Below are 18,085 nucleotides of genomic sequence, written 5' to 3'. Positions count from 1 at the left end.
CCTTAAGTGAACAAAAAATCTGAAAACAAGACATTCAAGCTTTCAGCATAGAAATGTTTGTATCTAATTCAGGGAGTGTCATGCACTATAGGTTCTCAAACCACTCTTAACTAAGTAGCCACTCATGACAGTAAACTTACTACCACAACTACCATGCGGTTATCGTTACGGCATTGAGCGCTCGATCCGGCCCCAGACTGGTGCGGAATTTTTTCCGCCACAAGGGTGTGTTATCAAATCTGTTAACTTTGGGGATGGTGTGGTTATTTGTGTGCCCATCCAATGGTACATTAAACAATTAGATTTATGGGTCACTGTCTAAGGAACCATCGAATAATATGTTAGTTACCAGCCTCGTTAGGGCGAACTGATAATTGCTCTCAAAAGACCAGCATAGAAGCCTGTTGCTCTGGTTGAATGTTCCGGCAAGTTGAAAATGATTGGTTCAATGAGCTCTTTCGATATTTAAATGCTATCGATAACTTAAATGAAGCTATCATCACGTTATCACTGCCAGCCAACACCGAAACGGCAGTGGTCAGTTAAAAAGCAGAAAAGCCTCTCTTGGGTGGCTCCTGAGAGATTTTAGTTTTCTAACTGGTACTAACCAAAGGTCGCATATCTATGCGGCCTTTTTTTTAGCCGGTTTCATGGCTTGAGGACATCCTGGACGAGAATATGTGACAAAACCAATCAGGGGAAACAGGAATGCCCTGTGAGCGGATTTACGAATCGGTGCGAACGTCTATCCCCTCTAAGGGATAAAAAAACGATATCCCTTTTAAGAGATAATGAGGAGAAGCAACTTGAAAACGTTGAAAGTCACTATTACAAACCTTCAACAGATTAATGATGGCATTGTCTGTGGGGTCAAAGTCAGATTTAAAGTCATTCAGTCTGGTTGCGTGCTGGTCGAGAAGGTTATATCAGGCAAGGCTACCGCTCCGTTTACCTTATCTTATGATGTCAATGCGAATGATGAATCTCTGGTGGTGGAACATGATCGCCCAGACCTGCAGGAGCTTGTAGTCTCAGCGGCAATTTCCTCTGCAGAGTGTTATAAACCGGATAATACCCTGACCTCTGTCAGTGCTTGGAGCATTCAAACGCAGGGTAAGATATACGCTTCAGGTATGCAGCCAAACATTGATGAGGTATTCAAACGGTTAGATGCTGCTGAGGCACTACTACACTTTATGGACTGTAAGATTGCGGAACTACAATTAAGATATCGAAATAAATAATAGATCGGCAGACAGCCTGTAACCGTCTGCCATAGCTATTAAGGTCGGTTATGGATATGTTGGATTTGCTTTAGCATCTCCAAGTTTTTCTGGTTGTATTCATCATCAATCTGCGAAAGTTGATGTATTACGACACCCTTCATATCCTGATCAAGGCAAACAAACATAGTTGCCAGAAGACCTTTGAGAGCTCTTATTTCTTTTGCTGCAGACTCCAGAGTTGAGCAATCCACCTCGATGTTATATTTAATTTCTTCTTCCATTTTAAAGTTCCTTAAGCAGAGCTAATCAGCCATTCCTCTGCAAGTACAATATTTAACTGTGTCCCACCACAGATAGGCTGAGCCGCAACCTTACACTCTGAGCTTTCACAGTAACACCCTGATATTTAACCAGTAGCCTCGCATCTGCGGGGCTTTTTTATTCGCAAAAGGTAACGCGATGAAGAACTTAAAAATTGCATACGTAGACGAGAAGCTGGTGGCGATTGAGTGTGACGGATTGTCATGCTCATCGCTGCCCGTTTCAGAGTTTCCCATCGACAGTGCCGCTTTAACTCTTCTCCCTCAACTCATGCTCGAGGATGTTTATGCCGCCACGAGCTAAACGACCTTGCCGGCACAGAGGATGCACGGCTGTGACCAATGATGTCGGAGGATACTGTGAGATGCATAGGCAGCAACACGCTGGTGATGGCTGGCGTAACTATCAGCCCGGAAAAACTCGGCAGGAACGTGGTTATGGTCGACCGTGGGAAATTAAACGGGCCCGTATCATGAAGAGGGATAAATACCTTTGTCAGAACTGCAGGCGAGACGGTATTGCCACGAAAGCCTCAAGTGTCGACCACATCATTCCTAAAGCTCATGGCGGTACCGATGATGACTTTAATCTGGAGTCATTGTGCTGGACCTGCCACAGCAAGAAAACAGCAACAGAGAGAACCCGATGAAGAGTTTCAAAATTGAATACGTTGATGGTGTTTTGACCGTTCTGGAGACGGATGGTCAGTCACGAATGAATGAAGCCGTACATGGCATCCATTTTGAGCATGTCCAGGGCGGCCGCCCACTGCTGAAACTGACGATTGCACATGATATTGCTCCGGCCCCTGTTTCATCACCTGCACTGGATCAGGAGCCTTTAGAGGGGGAGTTGGTGCAGGAACAACAGACAATGGTTCCCGGTGGTCGCCGTTCACGTCATCGTCGTGGAGGTAAGCAATGATGTATCAACGCACGGATCTGACGCTTTCCATGTTCTATGCATCCAGCGCTGATGCAGACGGGAACAAAGTGGCTACGTTGACGATGCAGGTCATCGCTGCAGAGGCTGGGGCCGTCCAGACCAGCCAGCTGCGATGTATCACCGATAGCGCGAAGAAAAAAACGTATAGCGTAGGTGAACAATCTGTCAGTAATGGTTCCGATCCGTTGCTGGTCGCGATTGAGAATTACTGGCGTCAGAGTACGGATGTCGTCGTTAAAGGATTGATCGCCGAGGTGACCGACTTCATCGCAGGGAACATCAACTCAGTCAGCACCTGGATCGGTCAGTTTGGCATGAAGGTGTTCGAGAACCAGCCATTAGATGAACGGCTACCAGAAAGCGTACTGCAGGCCGATGGAGGCTCCGCTACCGAGACAGGATCCTGATCGCCGGTATAACAACTGGTGTTCATTGAACGTCTGAGATACGCCGGCCCACGCAATGCGAACCGTATTCGCCGCCGGCGCAGCCGGAATGACGACCTCCACCTCGACAGAGGCAGCTGCAGCCAGGGGTAGGGGGGAGCAAATCCCTGACCCCTTTCGCGCTTCGGGACTGCCCGTTGAAGTCTATTTTTACACGCCAGAAATAAGAAACTTTTTTCCGGAAGGTTTCATCTATCAAAGGAACGTTTATGGCCGGAGGAATTCGATCGTCCGGTGGTGGCCGAAAACCCACTTTACCCACCGGGCAAAAAAGCAAATTAACACGTATTGCGCCTCCCGCTGAGTTAATGGGGGAGGCGGCAATAAGAATGTGGAAGACGCAAAGCAAAATACTCATCGACCGAGGGGTGTTTGAGCTGGAGGACGCACCTTTGTTGCTGGCTTACTGCAATGCTTTTCATCTGATGCTCGAAGCCGAAAAAATGCTGGCCAGCGGACTGACCTCAGAAAGTGAAATGGGGGGCTTGAAAAAACACCCTGCAGTTAATGTCCGGAATGACTCGGTTTCCCAGCTTGCCCGCCTCGGCTCTCTGTTGGGGTTAGATCCGCTCAGTCGTCTTCGCATGACCAGCGGACAAAAGGATCCGGACGATGACGGGAATGAATTCGATGAGTTTGACTGATGGCTACCTATCCGAACGTCAATGCGGCGAACCAGTATGCGCGGGATATCGTTGGCGGGAAGATTCTGGCGTGTCAGTTAACGGTACTTGCCTGTCAGCGACATCTGGACGACCTCGAACGAGCAAAGGATCCCCACTGGCCCTACCGCTTCGATAAAAACAAAGCAGAACGATTTCTTCGTTTTGCCCAGAAAATGCCTCATACCTCAGGGGAATGGGCCCGGCGTAAACTCCGGATTGAATTTGAAGCCTGGCAGAAGTTCGCTCTTGGCGTACCGTTTGGATGGGTACACAAGAAGACAGGCCTGCGTCGTTTCTCTGAAATCTATATCGAGGTGCCCAGGAAGAACGGGAAATCCGCTATTGCCGCTGCTGTAGGAAATTATATGTTTTGTGCAGATGGCGAGCATGGTGCAGAAGTCTATTGCGGCGCCACGACTGAAAAACAGGCATGGAAGGTATTTTCTCCGGCGCTGCAAATGGTGAAAAAGCTGCCGGCATTGCGGCAAAAATTCTCGATAAAACCTTGGGCAAAAAAAATGACGCGCCCTGACGGTTCGGTTTTTGCGCCTGTGATCGGTGACCCGGGGGATGGTGATTCGCCATCATGCGCCATCATTGATGAATATCACGAACATACTACTGATGCGCTTTACACTACCATGACCACCGGTATGGGGGCTCGTGAACAACCGATGACACTGATCATCACCACCGCCGGCTATGACATTACATCCCCTTGCTATGAAAAGCGTACTCAGGTTGTCGAGATCCTGCGGAGAACCCGTAATGGCGAGGAAAATGAAACCATATTTGGGCTGATTTATGGCCTTGATGACGATGATGACTGGACGACTCCTGAGGCATTAATCAAGGCAAACCCCAACTATGGCATTTCGGTAAAAGCAGATTTTCTCCGGGCTAAACAATTATTGGGTATGTCGACGCCCGGGCAGACAAACAAGATTCTGACCAAGCATTTCAATCGCTGGGTAAGCGCAAAATCAGCTTATTACGACCTGAGAAAATGGATGGATGCAGCCGATAAAAACCTTAAGTTGTCAGATTTTGAAGGGGAAGAATGCTGGCTGGGTATAGATCTGGCCTCGAAAGTTGACCTCAATGCCGTGGTTCCAGTTTTTCGTCGTGAAATAGACGGAATAACACATTTTTACTGTGTTTCTCCTCTGTTCTGGGCACCAGAAGAAACCATTTACTCGCAGGAGACCGCGCTGAAAAGTACCGCAGAACGTTATCAGTCCTTTGTCCGGCAGGGTAAGTTGATCCCGACCGATGGTGGCGAAGTTGATTACAGGCTGATATTTGAAACGATCCTGAAGCTGCGGAATACCGTAAAAATTGCCCAATGCCCCATTGATCCTTATGGCGCGACTTCATTACGTCACATGCTTGAGGAAGAGGGGCTTGAGCCTGTCGAGATAAGACAAAATTTTACCCATATGAGTGATCCTATGAGAGAGATTGAGGCTGCGCTCATCTCGGGGAGATTCCATCATGACGGACACCCTGTCATGAACTGGTGTATTTCCAATATCGTCGGCCAGTACCTTCCCGGAAGTGACGATATTGTGCGTCCCGGGAAAGAAGGGCGGCAGAACAAGATAGATGGTGCGGTTGGTTTAATGATGGGGCTGGGGCGCGCCATGCTCAACAGTTCAGTGATGACATCCGTATACGATGAGGAAGATATAGCATGCTAATTTCAGTTCTGAGTTTTATTGTCGGCCTCACTGGTGCTGGATTGTTATCCGCAGGTGCCTGGCTTATTTCTCCATCAGTGGGATTGATAACAGGAGGGATTATTTGTCTGGGCTGGTCATATATGACAACCCGGGCCTTTTCCTCCGGCATCAGCAATGGCGGAGGTAAATAATGTTCCTACCCCAGATGTTCAGGGGCCGACAATACTCGGGTAATAGCTTCTGGGAAGCCATGCTGGGCGGGGTTCGTTCAAGCCAGAGCAAAACTGGCATCATAATCACGCCGGAAACCGCTCTTGGACTTTCAGCGGTCCGGGCCTGTGTCACCCTCCTGGCGGAGTCAGTCGCGCAGCTGCCGTGCGAACTCTACCGGCGGGATAAAAATGGCGGGCGCCAGCGTGCGACGGACCACCCGGTTTATGACCTGATTCACTCCCAGCCCAACAGGAAAGACACCTCATTCGAGTATTTCGAGCAGCAGCAGGGGTTGCTGGGGCTTGAGGGAAATTGCTACTCGATCATCGAACGGGACGGAAAAGGCTACCCGAAAGAGCTGATCCCCATTAACCCGAAAAAGGTCATTGTGCTGAAAGGGCCGGACGGTATGCCGTATTACGAACTCCCGGAAGTCGGCGAAATTCTGCCGATGCGCATGATGCACCATGTGAAGGTCTTTTCTCTGGATGGCTATATCGGCAGTTCCCCAATTCAGACGAACGCCGATGTTCTGGGGCTGAATCTGGCGGTTGAGGAGCATGCGGCCGCGACATTCCGGCGCGGGACAACGATGAGCGGGGTGATAGAGCGTCCGAAAGAGGCTGCGACCATTAAAAGCCAGGATGCTATTGATCGCCTGCTGGCGAAATGGACCGAGCGCCATTCCGGTATTCACAATATGTTCTCTGTGGCATTGCTGCAGGAGGGCATGAGCTACAAACAACTGTCGCAGGATAACGAAAAGGCGCAGCTGCTACAGTCGCGGCAGTGGGGCGTGGAAGAGGTCTGCCGGCTCTATAAAATCCCGCCACATATGGTGCAGATGCTGGCGAAAGCAACCAACAACAACATCGAGCACCAGGGCCTGCAGTTCGTGATGTATACGCTGCTGGCCTGGCTGAAACGCCATGAGGGTGCGCTGCAGCGCGATCTGCTTCTGCCCAGCGAACGCCGCGATTTGTACATCGAGTTCAATGTTTCCGGGCTGCTGCGAGGCGATCAGAAATCACGCTATGAATCTTATGCGCTGGGCCGCCAGTGGGGATGGCTATCCACTAACGATATCCGGCGTATGGAGAATCTGCCGCCAATTGCCGGCGGGGATAAATACCTGACGCCGCTCAATATGGTCGACAGCGCGAAGATCCTTCCTGGCGATAAATCGCCGACAGCAAAACAGCTGGCCGAAATCGAAACCCTTCTGGCCAGAGCCTGATTATTTCCCGCCGCGCGGGATGACCTGGAAGACAACATGACAACGAAATTAATTAACCTGCCGCACCTAGCAGATATGGTCTTTGGCGTGCCGCATTACGTGACGCGGCAAACAATGGACTCCGTGAAAGCGGTGCTCATCCCCCGTATTCAGGGGATCACCGAAGATGCCGCCATTCAGATGGCATTGAATCCGGGTAAATCACCTGCTGCTGAGCAGGTCCAGCCCACCGGCGGGGTGGCGGTGATCCCCGTTCACGGCATTCTCGTTCCACGCCGGGGGCAGATTACGGCGATGTGCTCCGAGCTGACCAGCTACGAGCGGATTCGCGGGCAGTTGCAGGCGGCGTTAAACGACCCCTCAACAAGCGAAATCGTTCTGGATATTAACTCCGGCGGCGGCGCAGCGGTGGGGTGCAAGGAGCTGGCCGATTACATTTATCAGTCTCGCGATACGAAGCCCATCACGGCGATTGTGAACTACAGCGCGTATTCCGCCGCGTATTTCATCGCATCGGCCTGCAGCAAAATCATCGTCAGCCAGACCAGTGGCGTGGGGTCGATTGGTGTGATCATGGAGCACCTCGATACGTCGAAGATGGAAGAAAAAATGGGGCTGACGTTCACCACCATTTACCGGGGAGATAACAAAAATAACGGCACCCAACATGAACCACTGAGTGAAGAGTCGCTGGGTATGTTCCAGGGCATGATCGACGAAATGTACGAGACGTTTACGGGGTCGGTGGCCGAATATCGCGGCCTGAAGCAGCAGGCCGTCATTGATACGCAGGCGGGGCTGTATTTTGGCCCTGGCGCTGTGTCTGCCGGCCTGGCGGATGAAGTCTCTGACCCTCAGGCGGCGATCAATGCTATCGCGGCAAAGTATCAGCAACCCCGTCAAAAAACCTCCATTCAGATGCAGGCAGCCGCGATGGACCTGCAAACCAAAATGTAACCCGGCGCAAACATAAACCGCGTCACCTTAAGCAGCCAGCAGGCTGCTTTTTTTATGTCTAAAAAGAGAGAAATAAAATGCCACATATTGAAGAATTGCGTCGTCAGCGTGCGGGTATCAACGAACAGGTTCAGGCCCTGGCAACCATTGACGCCAGCGGCGGTACGCTGACTGCGGAGCAGATGACGGAGTTTGCGAACCTGCAGCAGCAGTTCACTGATATCAGCGCCAAAATTGAACGCCTGGAAGCCGCCGAACGTGCTGCGGCGCTGGTCGCAAAGCCCGTGAAAGCGACTCAGCAGGCCCCCGGCATTATTGTTAAGCAGGAGCCGAAACAGTACACCGGTGCTGGCATGACCCGACTGGTGATGTCTGTCGCCGCAGGCGCAGGGAATCTGCAGGACGCGGCAAAATTCGCTTCAGAAGAGCTGAATGACCAGTCCGTATCGATGGCCATTTCAACCGCTGCGGGTTCCGGTGGGGCGCTCATCCCGGAGAACATGCAAAACGAAGTCATCGAGCTGCTGAGCGACCGTACCATTGTCCGTAAGCTGGGTGCCCGCTCCGTTCCGCTGCCTAACGGCAATCTGACGTTACCGCGCTCGGCTGGCGGTGCAACGGCCAGCTACACCGGCGAAGGAAAGGATGCCAAGACGTCTGAATCAAAATTCGACGACGTAAAACTGAGTGCCAAAACCATGATCGCCCTGGTCCCGATGTCGAACCAGCTGATTGGTCGCGCCGGTTTTAACGTTGAGCAGCTGGTCCTGCAGGATATTCTGACCGCCATCGCTGTTCGTGAGGATAAAGCGTTTATGCGCGATGACGGTACCGGCGATACACCGATTGGTATGAAGTCGCGTGCGACGCAGTGGAACCGCCTGCTGCCGTGGGAAGCGGGTTCCACGATCAACCTGAACACGGTTGATGAGTACCTGGACAAGATTATTCTGATGGCGATGGATGGCAACAGCCTGATGATCCGTTGCGGCTGGGGTATGTCGAACCGTACCTATATGAAGCTGTTTGGCCTGCGTGACGGCAACGGCAACAAAGTCTACCCGGAAATGGCGCAGGGTATGCTCAAGGGCTATCCGATTCAGTATACCAGCGCGATCCCGGTTAACCTGGGCGAAAGTGGTAAGGAAACGGAAATTTATTTCGCCGACTTCAATGATGTTGTCATCGGTGAAGATGGTTCCATGAAGGTCGATTTCTCCAGAGAAGCCACCTATCTCGATGCAGAAGGTAACCCAGTTTCCGCGTTCTCGCGTAACCAGTCGCTGATCCGCGTCGTCCTCGAACACGATATCGGCTTCCGTCATCCGGAAGGCCTGGTGCTGGGTACCGGCGTCCTGTTCTAACCCACCCCCTCTGTTAATAAAGCCCGCATATGCGGGCTTTTCCCTTAAAGGAGAATGCTATGGCTGCGAAAAATAAAGCAGTGGAGCCGGAAGAAACGGTCGTACAGGACAACCATGCGACCGTGGTCGCACAGGTTGAACGTAAATCCGTTGTGTTCCTCGGTCCGCATAGCCGTTATTCCCGTGGTGATATCGCGTGGTTTGAAGGATCGCACGCCGAAGAGCTGGTTAAGCGCCGTATCGCGGTATGGCCGAAGGATGCCGAACGCGCGCTGAAACCGAAGCCGGGAGACAGCGATTTTGATACTGACATTGGATGATGTGAAAACCCAGCTACGCCTGGAACTGGACTTCACGGAGCATGACGCCATGCTCACGCAAATGGTGAATGCCGCGCAGCGGAGCATCGAGCGTGATTATTACTGCAAGCTGGTCACCAGTGATGAAGAGCTGCAGGCACTCCCGGAGACCGTCCGCGGATTTATCGCGGATGAAGATATCCGGCTGGCCATTCAGTTTCTGGTCAGCGATGCGTATCTGAATGGCCATACCGGACAGTGGCTGGAAACCGCTGCGGTGAGGCATCTTCTTTTCCCCCTGCAGGAGCATACGCTATGAGCCTGAAACCGGGTGATATGAACTGTCGCATTGCGATTAGCTACGTTCAGTCCGGTCGGGGGCCGCTGGGCGAACCGCTACCGGAAAAGCAGGTTGAATCGGGAAAAGCGTGGGCAAAACGGGAGCTGGTATCGGGGCGGAAAGTCCGCACGCTGGATCAGCAGCAGGTGGTGGAAACCTGCCTGTTTACGGTCTATCCGGGTGTGCTGGTTGATATTGACTGGAAAATCACGACGAAAAATCTGGTTTATACCGTCCGGAATATCGACCGCAAAACGGACCGGATCATTATCACGGGGGAGGCTGACGGGCGGCATGATAGAGCTGGCGATTAAGGGTGCGCTGGAGCGCATCACCGGCATGAATGCGTATCCGCTTTTACTGCCGGACACGGTCCAGGAAGGAGCGACCTTTCAGCGTATCTCTGACCCGGAGATGGTCTCGGGAATGCTGCGAACGGGGATCGTCTCTGCCCGTATCCAGGTGAACCTGTACCTTCTCGATAATTACACCTCACTGCTGCAGCTGGATAAAAAAATCTGGGCGGAACTGAAGTCAGTCGTTCATGGCCAGCTGGAGGGTATCCCGGTTCAGTATGTGGAGCGAGGCGGTATCCATCAGGATAAAAACCAGCTGACGAATCGTCGCATTCAGTATCGCCTGACCCGAGATTTCATCATTCACTACGTGGAGGACTCCTCGTGATCCGAATGGAAGTTAAAGGGCTGGATGAGCTGGAGCGGCAGTTAATGGCCCTGGGCGAAAAAGTGGCGACGAAGGTATTGCGGGATGCCGGGCGCGAAGCGCTAAAGGTCGTCGAGGAAGATATGAAGCAGCATGCCGGCTTTGACGAAACGTCTGCCGGGCCGCACATGCGGGACTCAATCAAAATCCGCTCTTCCACCCGCAAGGGTAAAGGGAACGCGGTTGTAACGCTCCGTGTTGGCCCCAGCAAGCAACACCATATGAAGGCGCTGGCGCAGGAGCTTGGCACGGTTAAACAGGTTGCAGACCCCTTTATCCGACCCGCCCTGGATTACAACCTCCAGACCGTTTTGCGCGTGTTAACCGTGGAAATCCGAAACGGCATTGAAAACAGGTAGCATCCGCTGCCGTATAAAAAGAGAGAGAAACATGGCTGATAAAACTTCGCCTGAATATGCGATGTTGCCGGCGGGCACCATTGTGAAATACGGGGAGCCTGGCGCTGCCACGTCAGCGCTGAAACCGCTGATTAACTGTAAAGCGCTGGGTGCAATGGGGCAGACGGGGGGCTTTGTCGACTGCACCACGTTACTGGATAAGCAGAAACAGTCCATCAGCGATCTGCCTGACGGGCCTGAAAAGTCGCTGGGCTTCATTGATGATCCGGGCAATACCGATTTTGCCGCGCTGCTGAATGCAGCAGAGGCCCGCAAGACCATCCAGTTATACGTCGAATTACCCAACAAGCGAACAGCGACGATGCTCCTGGCGCTGTCCGGCTGGCAGATGAATGAAATCGCCGCTCCGGCGAATGAGGTCATCCAGATCACTGTTCAGGGTAAGCAGAACAAGATCACCTGGGGAACCGTCGCTGTCTCCGGCGGCGCCTGATTAACTTAACCTGTAAACAGCCACCTTCGGGTGGCTTTTTATTTTTAAGGACTACCTGTGAAAGATAAAGATTACCTGTCCACGCTGAAATCCGCGTTGCTTAAATCGGAGCCAACCGTCATTAAAACCGAGTTGTTTGGCGCCACCGTATTCATCCGCCGCCTGACCGGGGATTACCTCATCAGCTACGAAGAGAAAATGGCTGAAACCGCAAAAGCTGGCGCAGCGCGCGAGGCATCGGAGCAAGTCATCCAGATCGTCATCGATGCACTGGTTCAGCCGGATGGAACGGCCATTCCGGATGAGTTTAAACCCACGGCAGCCGAGCTGCTGAAGGCCCATGAAAACCCCGAACTGCTGGCCGCAGTGGAAAAAGTGAAGCAACACGCAATCGGCAAGCTGGAGGAAGCGGAAAAAAACTGAGTGACTCGCCCTGGCTGGAGCTGATTTTCTGGCTGGCCGACCGCTGGGGCGAGCCTGACCCATCCAAAATTGCCGCGTTGCCGGCAAACACTCTGTACCACTGGCGAGCCTACTTCCTGAAACAGGGCACTTTCCGCCGTCCTGGCGATGAAAACGCGCCACCAACCGAAACCACACCTGCGCCATCCCGGGTCGATGATGAATGCGCGGCAGTCATGAGGGCATTAATGTAATGGCAGACGTCGCATCTTTAGCGGTCGGGCTGCACCTGAACGCAGCCAGTTTTAAATCCCAGCTGCTGGGAGCGTATGGCGATGCGGAGAACCAGTCACGACGGTTTAACCGTAATGCCCAGGCGGACGCGAAAAAGACGGAAGACGCCTATAAGAAGGTCGGTCTGTCGATATCCGGGATGGCCAGCCGGCTGGCGGGGCTGGCAGGAGCCGGCCTTTCCATCGGTACGATCGTCACCACGTCCAGACAATATGGACAGGCGTTATCAGATCTGCAGGCCATCACCGGTGCGACTGCAGCTGAAATGAAAGCGCTGGATCTGGCTGCGCAGGAAATGGGGCGCACGACAGAGTACAGCGCCAGCCAGGCCGCCGAAGCGTTAAAGCTGATGGCGTCGGCTAAACCGGAGCTTTTAAAAACGTCCGATGGACTGCAGAAGGCTACGAACAGCGCGCTTATCCTGGCGCAGGCCGCCGGCACAACGCTGCCCGATGCGACCAGAACGCTGGCGCTCTCCTTAAACCAGTACGGGGCGAGCGCGCAGGAAGCGGATCGTTATATCAACGTGCTGGCCGCCGGCGCGAAGTACGGGTCGTCGGAGATTGTGGATACAGCGGCCGCCATTAAAAATGGTGGCGTTGCAGCCGCACAGGCCGGCGTTGGTTTTGAGCAGCTGAATGCCGCGATTCAGGTGCTGGCAGAGCGTGAAATTAAAGGCGGTGAAGCCGGCACGGCGCTGCGTAACGTCATCCTGAACCTGGAAAAGGGCACAGACAAGAGCCTCAAGCCATCCGTGGTTGGTCTCAGCCAGGCGCTGACCACTCTTTCCGGGAAAAATCTATCCACGGCCCAGGCCGTAAAACTGTTTGGCGTGGAGAACCTGAATGCGGCGTCTATCCTGGTCCAGAACCGTTCAAAGCTTGATGAGCTGACCGCTTCCCTGACCGGTACCAAAACGGCGCATGAGCAGGCATCCATCAGGGTTAACAACCTGAACGGCGATTTGCTGGGGCTGAGCAGTGCGTTTGAAGGGATGGTCATTAAGATCGGCCAGAGCAGTAATGGGCCACTCCGCAGCGGGATTCAGGTTGCTACGGAGGCACTGAACAGCCTGGCAGACAATTTCAACACCGTCTCCAGCGTGGCGCTTTACAGCCTGATCCCCGTGTTATCCACGAAACTGACTGCAGGGCTGCGGGAGAATATCGCGGCCTGGCGGGAAAGCCAGGCGGCGGTAAAAGCGCGGGCGCAGGCTGATGCGGATATTGCCCGCAAAACTCTGGATTCGACAGCTGCCATCCTGAAACAGAACGACGCTGAGTTTGGTCACTACCGGCAGATGGAGCGGACGGCTAAACAGTACGGGATGAATATCAGTTACCAGGATGAGTTTACCCGCCTCATCCGACAGGAAACTGAACAAACCAATCTGGCCAGCCAGGCGAAACTGAAACTGGCGGCGGCAAACCGGCAATTGTCGATATCAGCCCGTGCGGCCTCCGTTGCGGTGGGCCTGGCAAGAGGCGCCCTGGCTTTTGTTGGTGGTCCGGTTGGCGCGGCGACGCTGGCTGGCTCTGCATTACTGTATTTCCATCAACAAGCAAAAGAAGCCCGGCAATCGGCCATTGATTTAAAAGATGCCGTAGTGGAAACCAGTGAAGCGCTGATGCGCCTCTCGCTTAACCAGTTAAATGTGAAGCAGTTCGACCTGGAGGATAAGTACGAAAACCAGGTCGTGCAGCGTAACCAGCTGATAAAAGAGATTCAGGATGCCGACAGTCGTATCGACAGCCTGAAAGGGTTTGACCCCTTCGGCCAGCTGGAAGGGGTGACAAAAGACCAGACGCGGGCGCGGGCGGATCTCGATAGCGTTAACGAGGGACTCCGCAAAACCGAGGAAAACATTAAGCGTGTCAGTGATGCAAAAACACTGGCTCAGCTGGGTTTATCGGGAAAAATAACCTCCCTTACGGACGATCTGAAAGGAGCGTTAAGCACGCCCCCCAAAGAGACCGGAGATGGAAATCCCTGGGGCGGCGATGGCGGTACCGGCACGGGGAAAGGCAGTAAGTCCCAGGTCGACCAGTTCAAAACGCTGCGGCAGCAAATTGAAGAAGCCCATGCATCCAGCCTGGCCAGAATTAACCTGCAGGAAAAGGACAGCAACAGGGAGCTGCAGGAAGCGGCGAAGAAAAATGGCGCCAGTGATGCTGACCTGCAGCGCGCGCTGTTAATGAATGCAGAGAACTACCAGAAACAGCGACTGGATCTGGCCGCGCAGTATTCCCCCGCCCAGGAAACCCTGCGAAAAGAGCAGGAAGCCAGCCGGGACCTGGCTGAGCTTTTCAAAGCCCGCCTTCTTGATGAAAAAGAGTACCAGGCCGCACGAATAACGCTGGCCAGAGATACTGCGAAAGAGCTGCTGCAGGCGCATGCCGATGAAATCGCTGCGCCGGCACTGGATATCGCCGGCGAAGTTGATCCACTGGTCTCGCTGCGCAATCAGCTTGCGCAGCGGCAGGCATTGCTGCAGGCGTACTACCAGGGCAGCGCGATCAGCAAAGAACAGTACGAAATGCTGATGCAGAAGGCGACGAAAGAATCCGCCGATGCGCAGTATCAGACGTCACTGGAGTTATACCGATCACAGGGAGAATTCCAGAGCCTGGCCGTCGGGTTATTTGAAACGGCCCATGAGCGCTCAAGCAACTTCCTGACGAGCATGCTGACGCGGACGAGAAGCTTTAAGGAGAACATGGCTGACCTGTTTTCCTCGCTCACGCAGTCGATCATAAAAAACCTCGTTGATATGGCCGCTCAGGCGCTGGTCACCAGTTCCGTCATGCAAACCATTATGGGCGTGGTGGGCGTCGGGACCAGCGTTGTCACGGGCGCTGCGGGCGCAGGCTCGGGGACGGCGATCCAGAATGCCGCCAGTAACTTCCAGTTCAACGCCAAAGGCGGCGTTTACGACTCACCGTCGCTGAGCGCATACAGCAACCAGGTCTACGACTCTCCGCAGTTCTTCGCTTTCGCAAAAGGGGCCGGCGTATTTGGCGAGGCCGGGCCGGAGGCCATCATGCCGCTGACGCGTGCCGGCGATGGTTCGCTGGGTGTACGCGCTGTCGGTGGTGTTCAGAACGCCGGCGCGTCGGAAGGGCCAAAAGTCTATATCACGATTGAAGGCGGAAACACCTCAACGCAGGCGCCGTCTGGTTTTGAGCAGTTTGGCCAGCAGATCGGCTCGTTTGTGGAGAAAAAATACAGGGAGCTGATGGCGCAGGATATGCGCCCTGGCGGGATGGTCTGGAATGCAGTTAAAGGGCAACGTTGATGGCTATTGAGATATTCACCTGGAGTCCGCGGGTTAATCCCCAGCAGACCGTTAACTTTCGTGTCCGGAAGGCGCAGTTCGGTGACGGGTATGCGCAGGTATCCGGCGATGGTATTAACACCCGATCACAGGATTGGGAGCTGAGTTTTGTCGGTACGGAGGACTATATCCGTCCGATTAAGCAGTTCTTCGACCGTCATGCCGGCACCCGCGCGTTTCAGTGGACCCCGCCTCTGGAAGAGGTGGGGCTTTACCGCTGCGAACAATACAAACCGGTGCCGCTGGGCGGCGGAAATTACTCACTTTCAGCCACTTTTATTCAGGCATTTAAACCATGAGCCTTAACGCGAATTATCAGAAGTTAGAGCCAGGCGATGAGGTTCGTCTCCTGGAGATCGATGGCCAGGCGTTTGGCCTGGATGAGGTTTTGTATTTCCACGGCTATAACGTTCCCCATACTGCAGCCGAAATCCTCGCCGCTGGCGGCGACCTGGATAAGCTGCCGGCGAAAAGCATCTGGTGGCAGGGGCGGGAGTATAAAGCCTGGCCATGTGAAATCGAAGGGATCGAGTCCTCCACCACGGGCAGTGACGCGCAGCCAACGCTGCGGGTAGGGAACATCGACGGGAAGATATCCGCGCTTTGTCTTCATTACGACGATCTGGCTCTGGCGCGGGTTGTCATCCACGACACGCAAAAACAGTATCTCGATGCGAAGAACTTTCCGGACGGGAATGCCTCAGCTGATCCGACGCAGGAGAAACGGCGCCTTTTCTTCATTGACGTAAAGCATTATGAAGACGATGAGAAGGTGGAATTTACTCTCTCCAGCCCGTTTGCCCTGCAGGGGATGATGATCCCGACTCGCCAGCTGCATGCGATTTGCACCTGGTGTATCCGCAATCAGTACCGCAGCGGTAACGGGTGCGACTATGCCGGCACCCGGTATTTTGACAGGAACAATCAGCCAGTTGATGACCCGTCGCAGGATGTCTGCAACGGCACGCTCACGGCCTGTAAATTACGTCATGGTGAGAATAGTGAACTGCCGTTTGGCGGGTTCCCCGGCACCTCATTAATTAGGAGCTGATATGCGTCAGAAAACGATTAAGGCCATCCAGGAACATGCGGCCGCAGAATATCCGCGCGAGGCCTGCGGCCTCGTCGCCCAGAGGGGCCGAGCGGAGCGTTATTTCCCCTGCCGGAACCTGGCCACAGAGTCGAAAGATAATTTTGTGCTGGCGCCGGAGGATTATGCGGAGGTTGAGGAATGGGGAACGATCACCGGTATTGTTCACAGCCATCCTGATGCCACCACCCAGCCGAGCGAACTGGATAAAGCGCAATGCGACGCGACCCTTCTCCCCTGGCATATTATCAGCTGGCCAGAAGGCGATCTCCGTACCATCCACCCGCGTGGTGAGTTGCCGCTCCTCGAGCGACCATTCGTGCTGGGTCACTACGATTGCTGGGGCCTGGTGATGAGCTATTTTCGGCAAACCCACGGCATCGAGCTGCACGATTACCGCGTCGATTATCCGTGGTGGGAAAAGGAGTATCCGGACAATTTTTATCAGGACTGCTGGTATGAATGCGGGTTCCGTGAGTTTGATGGTCCACCGCAACCGGGTGATATGGTGATCATGCAGGTGCAGGCGGATAAGTGGAACCACGCCGGGATTCTGCTGGAAGGGAACCTGCTGCTGCATCACCTGTATGGCCATCTCAGCAAGCGCGTGCCGTATGGTGGGTACTGGATGGAAAGGACGATGAAGGTCGTTCGGTATAAGTCTCTATGTTAATATTTCGTCTTCTTTAAAAGGAGATGAATTAGTGAAAATTATTTTAGCATTGCCGATTATTATCGGGGCATTCATTCTTACTGGTTGTAAGTCACCTTCGGAAGTCCGTCAGAGTGGTCCGGAAGAAATATTTCATTCGAATAAGAATGTGAATGATGTTTCTGAGTGCATTTTATCAGGCTGGCAGGAAAAAAGTTTTCTAACAGGACCTGTCCCGGTATATATTCAGCCTTATAAAAACGGTAAGACTGTCTATATAGACGTATATACTTGGGTTGCAGATGTGATTCCTGACCAAGATGGGAAAAGTAAAGTTATTTACTTCTCTCAAAATGCCAGAAGAAGCGCTGAAATGAAATCGGTGATCAAATCATGCATATAAAAAAGGTGTGGTTTTATGATTACAGTTCAGGAGTCAATGGTTAATATTGAGCTGAGCGGTGAATTAGGAAAGCGATTTGGTAAAAAACATAAGCGCCTAGTAGCCACTACAAATGAAGCTATTCAGGCGCTTTGCTGTACGATCAGTGGCTTTGAAATGTTCATGAATAAAGCGAAAGAACGAGGATTGACTTTTGCGATATTCAAGAACGGGAAAAACATAGGGCTAAATGATTTTTCTTATCCTGTTAATGATGAAACTATAAAAATAGTCCCTGTTGTTATTGGCAGTAAAAAAGCAGGGGTATTGCAGACTATCCTTGGCGCAGTAATCATAGCTGCTGCCGTTATGCTTGGACCTGCCGGCGCCGGTGCTTTAGCCGCAGGTACTGCGTGGAATGTCGGGTTGGCTGGCGGCGCCATGATGCTCGGCGGCGTCGTTCAGATGCTTTCCCCACAGCCAGCTGGCCTGGCACGAAAAGAATCCGCTGACAATAAAGCGTCCTACGCCTTTGGGGGCGTGACGAACACTGCCTCTCAGGGATACCCGGTCCCTTTGCTTTATGGCAAACGCCGAATTGGCGGCGCCATTATATCTGCCGGTATTTACGTAGAAGACCAGCAATAAGTTTTATTCAGTA

Annotated in this window: 25 protein-coding genes; 24 read left to right on the top strand and 1 reads right to left on the bottom strand. The window is 53.1% G+C overall.

The features are described from left to right. Positions 1-806: 806 nt before the first annotated feature. A complete protein-coding gene (locus AC3EMD_RS16675; RefSeq protein WP_065888617.1) occupies positions 807-1,244 on the top strand; it encodes a hypothetical protein in 438 nt (145 codons plus the stop codon). Between the two features lie 38 nt (positions 1,245-1,282). Here the strand turns inward: AC3EMD_RS16675 and AC3EMD_RS16670 are convergent, their stop codons facing one another. Then, a complete protein-coding gene (locus AC3EMD_RS16670; RefSeq protein WP_032749552.1) occupies positions 1,283-1,507 on the bottom strand; it encodes a hypothetical protein in 225 nt (74 codons plus the stop codon). 178 nt (positions 1,508-1,685) lie between these two features. On the opposite strand from AC3EMD_RS16670, the gene AC3EMD_RS16665 reads away from it, so the two are divergent. The 23 genes from AC3EMD_RS16665 (at position 1,686) to AC3EMD_RS16555 (ending at position 18,072) form a co-directional block, all read left to right on the top strand. Further along, positions 1,686-1,850: a hypothetical protein gene (locus tag AC3EMD_RS16665; protein ID WP_162838183.1), complete on the top strand. Its 165-nt coding sequence runs from the start codon at positions 1,686-1,688 to the stop codon at positions 1,848-1,850. Further along, entirely contained in the window at positions 1,834-2,196 is a 363-nt protein-coding gene (locus AC3EMD_RS16660) for an HNH endonuclease (RefSeq protein WP_032428746.1), read from the top strand. The genes AC3EMD_RS16665 and AC3EMD_RS16660 overlap by 17 nt, the downstream gene beginning before the upstream one ends. Beyond that, positions 2,148-2,471: a hypothetical protein gene (locus AC3EMD_RS16655; protein WP_023297386.1), complete on the top strand. Its 324-nt coding sequence runs from the start codon at positions 2,148-2,150 to the stop codon at positions 2,469-2,471. The genes AC3EMD_RS16660 and AC3EMD_RS16655 overlap by 49 nt, the downstream gene beginning before the upstream one ends. Further along, positions 2,468-2,899, top strand: a complete 432-nt coding sequence (locus AC3EMD_RS16650; protein WP_014907818.1) for a hypothetical protein — start codon at positions 2,468-2,470, stop codon at positions 2,897-2,899. The genes AC3EMD_RS16655 and AC3EMD_RS16650 overlap by 4 nt, the downstream gene beginning before the upstream one ends. Before the next feature lie 248 nt (positions 2,900-3,147). Beyond that, positions 3,148-3,582, top strand: a complete 435-nt coding sequence (locus AC3EMD_RS16645) for a phage terminase small subunit P27 family (RefSeq protein ID WP_012542168.1) — start codon at positions 3,148-3,150, stop codon at positions 3,580-3,582. Next, complete coding sequence (locus AC3EMD_RS16640; RefSeq protein ID WP_012542167.1) at positions 3,582-5,303, top strand: terminase large subunit; 1,722 nt, start codon at positions 3,582-3,584, stop codon at positions 5,301-5,303. Before AC3EMD_RS16645 ends, AC3EMD_RS16640 begins: the two co-directional genes overlap by 1 nt. Then, positions 5,297-5,476, top strand: a complete 180-nt coding sequence (locus AC3EMD_RS16635; protein ID WP_032418045.1) for a hypothetical protein — start codon at positions 5,297-5,299, stop codon at positions 5,474-5,476. The genes AC3EMD_RS16640 and AC3EMD_RS16635 overlap by 7 nt, the downstream gene beginning before the upstream one ends. Continuing rightward, positions 5,476-6,735, top strand: a complete 1,260-nt coding sequence (locus AC3EMD_RS16630; protein WP_012542166.1) for a phage portal protein — start codon at positions 5,476-5,478, stop codon at positions 6,733-6,735. Before AC3EMD_RS16635 ends, AC3EMD_RS16630 begins: the two co-directional genes overlap by 1 nt. Positions 6,736-6,771: 36 nt before the next feature. Further along, on the top strand, positions 6,772-7,692 hold the full coding sequence (locus AC3EMD_RS16625; RefSeq protein ID WP_023317952.1) for a S49 family peptidase: 921 nt from the start codon (positions 6,772-6,774) through the stop codon (positions 7,690-7,692). Positions 7,693-7,769: 77 nt separating this feature from the next. Next, positions 7,770-9,056 carry a phage major capsid protein gene (locus AC3EMD_RS16620; RefSeq protein ID WP_094336801.1) on the top strand — a complete coding sequence of 429 codons (1,287 nt, stop codon included), beginning with the start codon at positions 7,770-7,772 and terminating at the stop codon, positions 9,054-9,056. Positions 9,057-9,115: 59 nt separating this feature from the next. Continuing rightward, positions 9,116-9,376 (top strand): hypothetical protein, encoded by a 261-nt coding sequence (locus AC3EMD_RS16615; protein WP_117112836.1) that lies wholly within the window; start codon positions 9,116-9,118, stop codon positions 9,374-9,376. Beyond that, positions 9,357-9,674: a head-tail connector protein gene (locus AC3EMD_RS16610; protein ID WP_020317538.1), complete on the top strand. Its 318-nt coding sequence runs from the start codon at positions 9,357-9,359 to the stop codon at positions 9,672-9,674. Before AC3EMD_RS16615 ends, AC3EMD_RS16610 begins: the two co-directional genes overlap by 20 nt. Further along, positions 9,671-10,009, top strand: coding sequence for a phage head completion protein (locus AC3EMD_RS16605; protein ID WP_014228910.1), 339 nt, complete (start codon positions 9,671-9,673; stop codon positions 10,007-10,009). Before AC3EMD_RS16610 ends, AC3EMD_RS16605 begins: the two co-directional genes overlap by 4 nt. After that, the gene (locus AC3EMD_RS16600) at positions 9,990-10,379 is read left to right on the top strand and encodes a hypothetical protein (protein ID WP_048263894.1); all 390 of its coding nucleotides are present in this window, start codon (positions 9,990-9,992) and stop codon (positions 10,377-10,379) included. Before AC3EMD_RS16605 ends, AC3EMD_RS16600 begins: the two co-directional genes overlap by 20 nt. A gap of 5 nt (positions 10,380-10,384) precedes the next feature. Next, entirely contained in the window at positions 10,385-10,777 is a 393-nt protein-coding gene (locus tag AC3EMD_RS16595) for an HK97-gp10 family putative phage morphogenesis protein (protein ID WP_014228912.1), read from the top strand. Positions 10,778-10,808: 31 nt separating this feature from the next. Next, entirely contained in the window at positions 10,809-11,270 is a 462-nt protein-coding gene (locus tag AC3EMD_RS16590; protein ID WP_014228913.1) for a major tail shaft subunit, read from the top strand. A gap of 57 nt (positions 11,271-11,327) precedes the next feature. Next, complete coding sequence (locus tag AC3EMD_RS16585; RefSeq protein WP_014228914.1) at positions 11,328-11,693, top strand: phage tail protein; 366 nt, start codon at positions 11,328-11,330, stop codon at positions 11,691-11,693. Between the two features lie 232 nt (positions 11,694-11,925). Then, positions 11,926-15,261, top strand: a complete 3,336-nt coding sequence (locus AC3EMD_RS16580; protein ID WP_087499131.1) for a phage tail tape measure protein — start codon at positions 11,926-11,928, stop codon at positions 15,259-15,261. Further along, positions 15,261-15,599, top strand: a complete 339-nt coding sequence (locus AC3EMD_RS16575; protein ID WP_017898999.1) for a phage tail protein — start codon at positions 15,261-15,263, stop codon at positions 15,597-15,599. Before AC3EMD_RS16580 ends, AC3EMD_RS16575 begins: the two co-directional genes overlap by 1 nt. After that, the gene (locus tag AC3EMD_RS16570) at positions 15,596-16,351 is read left to right on the top strand and encodes a phage minor tail protein L (RefSeq protein WP_023289191.1); all 756 of its coding nucleotides are present in this window, start codon (positions 15,596-15,598) and stop codon (positions 16,349-16,351) included. The genes AC3EMD_RS16575 and AC3EMD_RS16570 overlap by 4 nt, the downstream gene beginning before the upstream one ends. A 1-nt stretch (position 16,352) precedes the next feature. Beyond that, positions 16,353-17,063, top strand: coding sequence for a C40 family peptidase (locus AC3EMD_RS16565; protein ID WP_017880253.1), 711 nt, complete (start codon positions 16,353-16,355; stop codon positions 17,061-17,063). 31 nt (positions 17,064-17,094) lie between these two features. Further along, positions 17,095-17,445: a hypothetical protein gene (locus AC3EMD_RS16560; RefSeq protein ID WP_021462612.1), complete on the top strand. Its 351-nt coding sequence runs from the start codon at positions 17,095-17,097 to the stop codon at positions 17,443-17,445. 15 nt (positions 17,446-17,460) lie between these two features. Continuing rightward, the gene (locus AC3EMD_RS16555; protein ID WP_014228919.1) at positions 17,461-18,072 is read left to right on the top strand and encodes a tail assembly protein; all 612 of its coding nucleotides are present in this window, start codon (positions 17,461-17,463) and stop codon (positions 18,070-18,072) included. The last annotated feature ends 13 nt before the right edge of the window (positions 18,073-18,085 follow it).

This window comes from Klebsiella sp. PK18, assembly GCF_057784655.1.
The sequence above is the reverse complement of the archived record's forward strand: the minus strand, read 5'-3'. Positions and strand labels throughout refer to the sequence as shown.

Bases quoted from the DNA above. Each gene is read 5' to 3' on its own strand.
- AC3EMD_RS16670 (WP_032749552.1), bottom strand. From the start codon at position 1,507: ATGGAAGAAGAAATTAAATATAACATCGAGGTGGATTGCTCAACTCTG.
- AC3EMD_RS16665 (WP_162838183.1), top strand. From the start codon at position 1,686: ATGAAGAACTTAAAAATTGCATACGTAGACGAGAAGCTGGTGGCGATT.
- AC3EMD_RS16660 (WP_032428746.1), top strand. From the start codon at position 1,834: ATGCCGCCACGAGCTAAACGACCTTGCCGGCACAGAGGATGCACGGCT.
- AC3EMD_RS16650 (WP_014907818.1), top strand. From the start codon at position 2,468: ATGATGTATCAACGCACGGATCTGACGCTTTCCATGTTCTATGCATCC.
- AC3EMD_RS16645 (WP_012542168.1), top strand. From the start codon at position 3,148: ATGGCCGGAGGAATTCGATCGTCCGGTGGTGGCCGAAAACCCACTTTA.
- AC3EMD_RS16640 (WP_012542167.1), top strand. From the start codon at position 3,582: ATGGCTACCTATCCGAACGTCAATGCGGCGAACCAGTATGCGCGGGAT.
- AC3EMD_RS16635 (WP_032418045.1), top strand. From the start codon at position 5,297: ATGCTAATTTCAGTTCTGAGTTTTATTGTCGGCCTCACTGGTGCTGGA.
- AC3EMD_RS16630 (WP_012542166.1), top strand. From the start codon at position 5,476: ATGTTCCTACCCCAGATGTTCAGGGGCCGACAATACTCGGGTAATAGC.
- AC3EMD_RS16625 (WP_023317952.1), top strand. From the start codon at position 6,772: ATGACAACGAAATTAATTAACCTGCCGCACCTAGCAGATATGGTCTTT.
- AC3EMD_RS16620 (WP_094336801.1), top strand. From the start codon at position 7,770: ATGCCACATATTGAAGAATTGCGTCGTCAGCGTGCGGGTATCAACGAA.
- AC3EMD_RS16615 (WP_117112836.1), top strand. From the start codon at position 9,116: ATGGCTGCGAAAAATAAAGCAGTGGAGCCGGAAGAAACGGTCGTACAG.
- AC3EMD_RS16605 (WP_014228910.1), top strand. From the start codon at position 9,671: ATGAGCCTGAAACCGGGTGATATGAACTGTCGCATTGCGATTAGCTAC.
- AC3EMD_RS16600 (WP_048263894.1), top strand. From the start codon at position 9,990: ATGATAGAGCTGGCGATTAAGGGTGCGCTGGAGCGCATCACCGGCATG.
- AC3EMD_RS16595 (WP_014228912.1), top strand. From the start codon at position 10,385: ATGGAAGTTAAAGGGCTGGATGAGCTGGAGCGGCAGTTAATGGCCCTG.
- AC3EMD_RS16590 (WP_014228913.1), top strand. From the start codon at position 10,809: ATGGCTGATAAAACTTCGCCTGAATATGCGATGTTGCCGGCGGGCACC.
- AC3EMD_RS16580 (WP_087499131.1), top strand. From the start codon at position 11,926: ATGGCAGACGTCGCATCTTTAGCGGTCGGGCTGCACCTGAACGCAGCC.
- AC3EMD_RS16575 (WP_017898999.1), top strand. From the start codon at position 15,261: ATGGCTATTGAGATATTCACCTGGAGTCCGCGGGTTAATCCCCAGCAG.
- AC3EMD_RS16570 (WP_023289191.1), top strand. From the start codon at position 15,596: ATGAGCCTTAACGCGAATTATCAGAAGTTAGAGCCAGGCGATGAGGTT.
- AC3EMD_RS16565 (WP_017880253.1), top strand. From the start codon at position 16,353: ATGCGTCAGAAAACGATTAAGGCCATCCAGGAACATGCGGCCGCAGAA.
- AC3EMD_RS16555 (WP_014228919.1), top strand. From the start codon at position 17,461: ATGATTACAGTTCAGGAGTCAATGGTTAATATTGAGCTGAGCGGTGAA.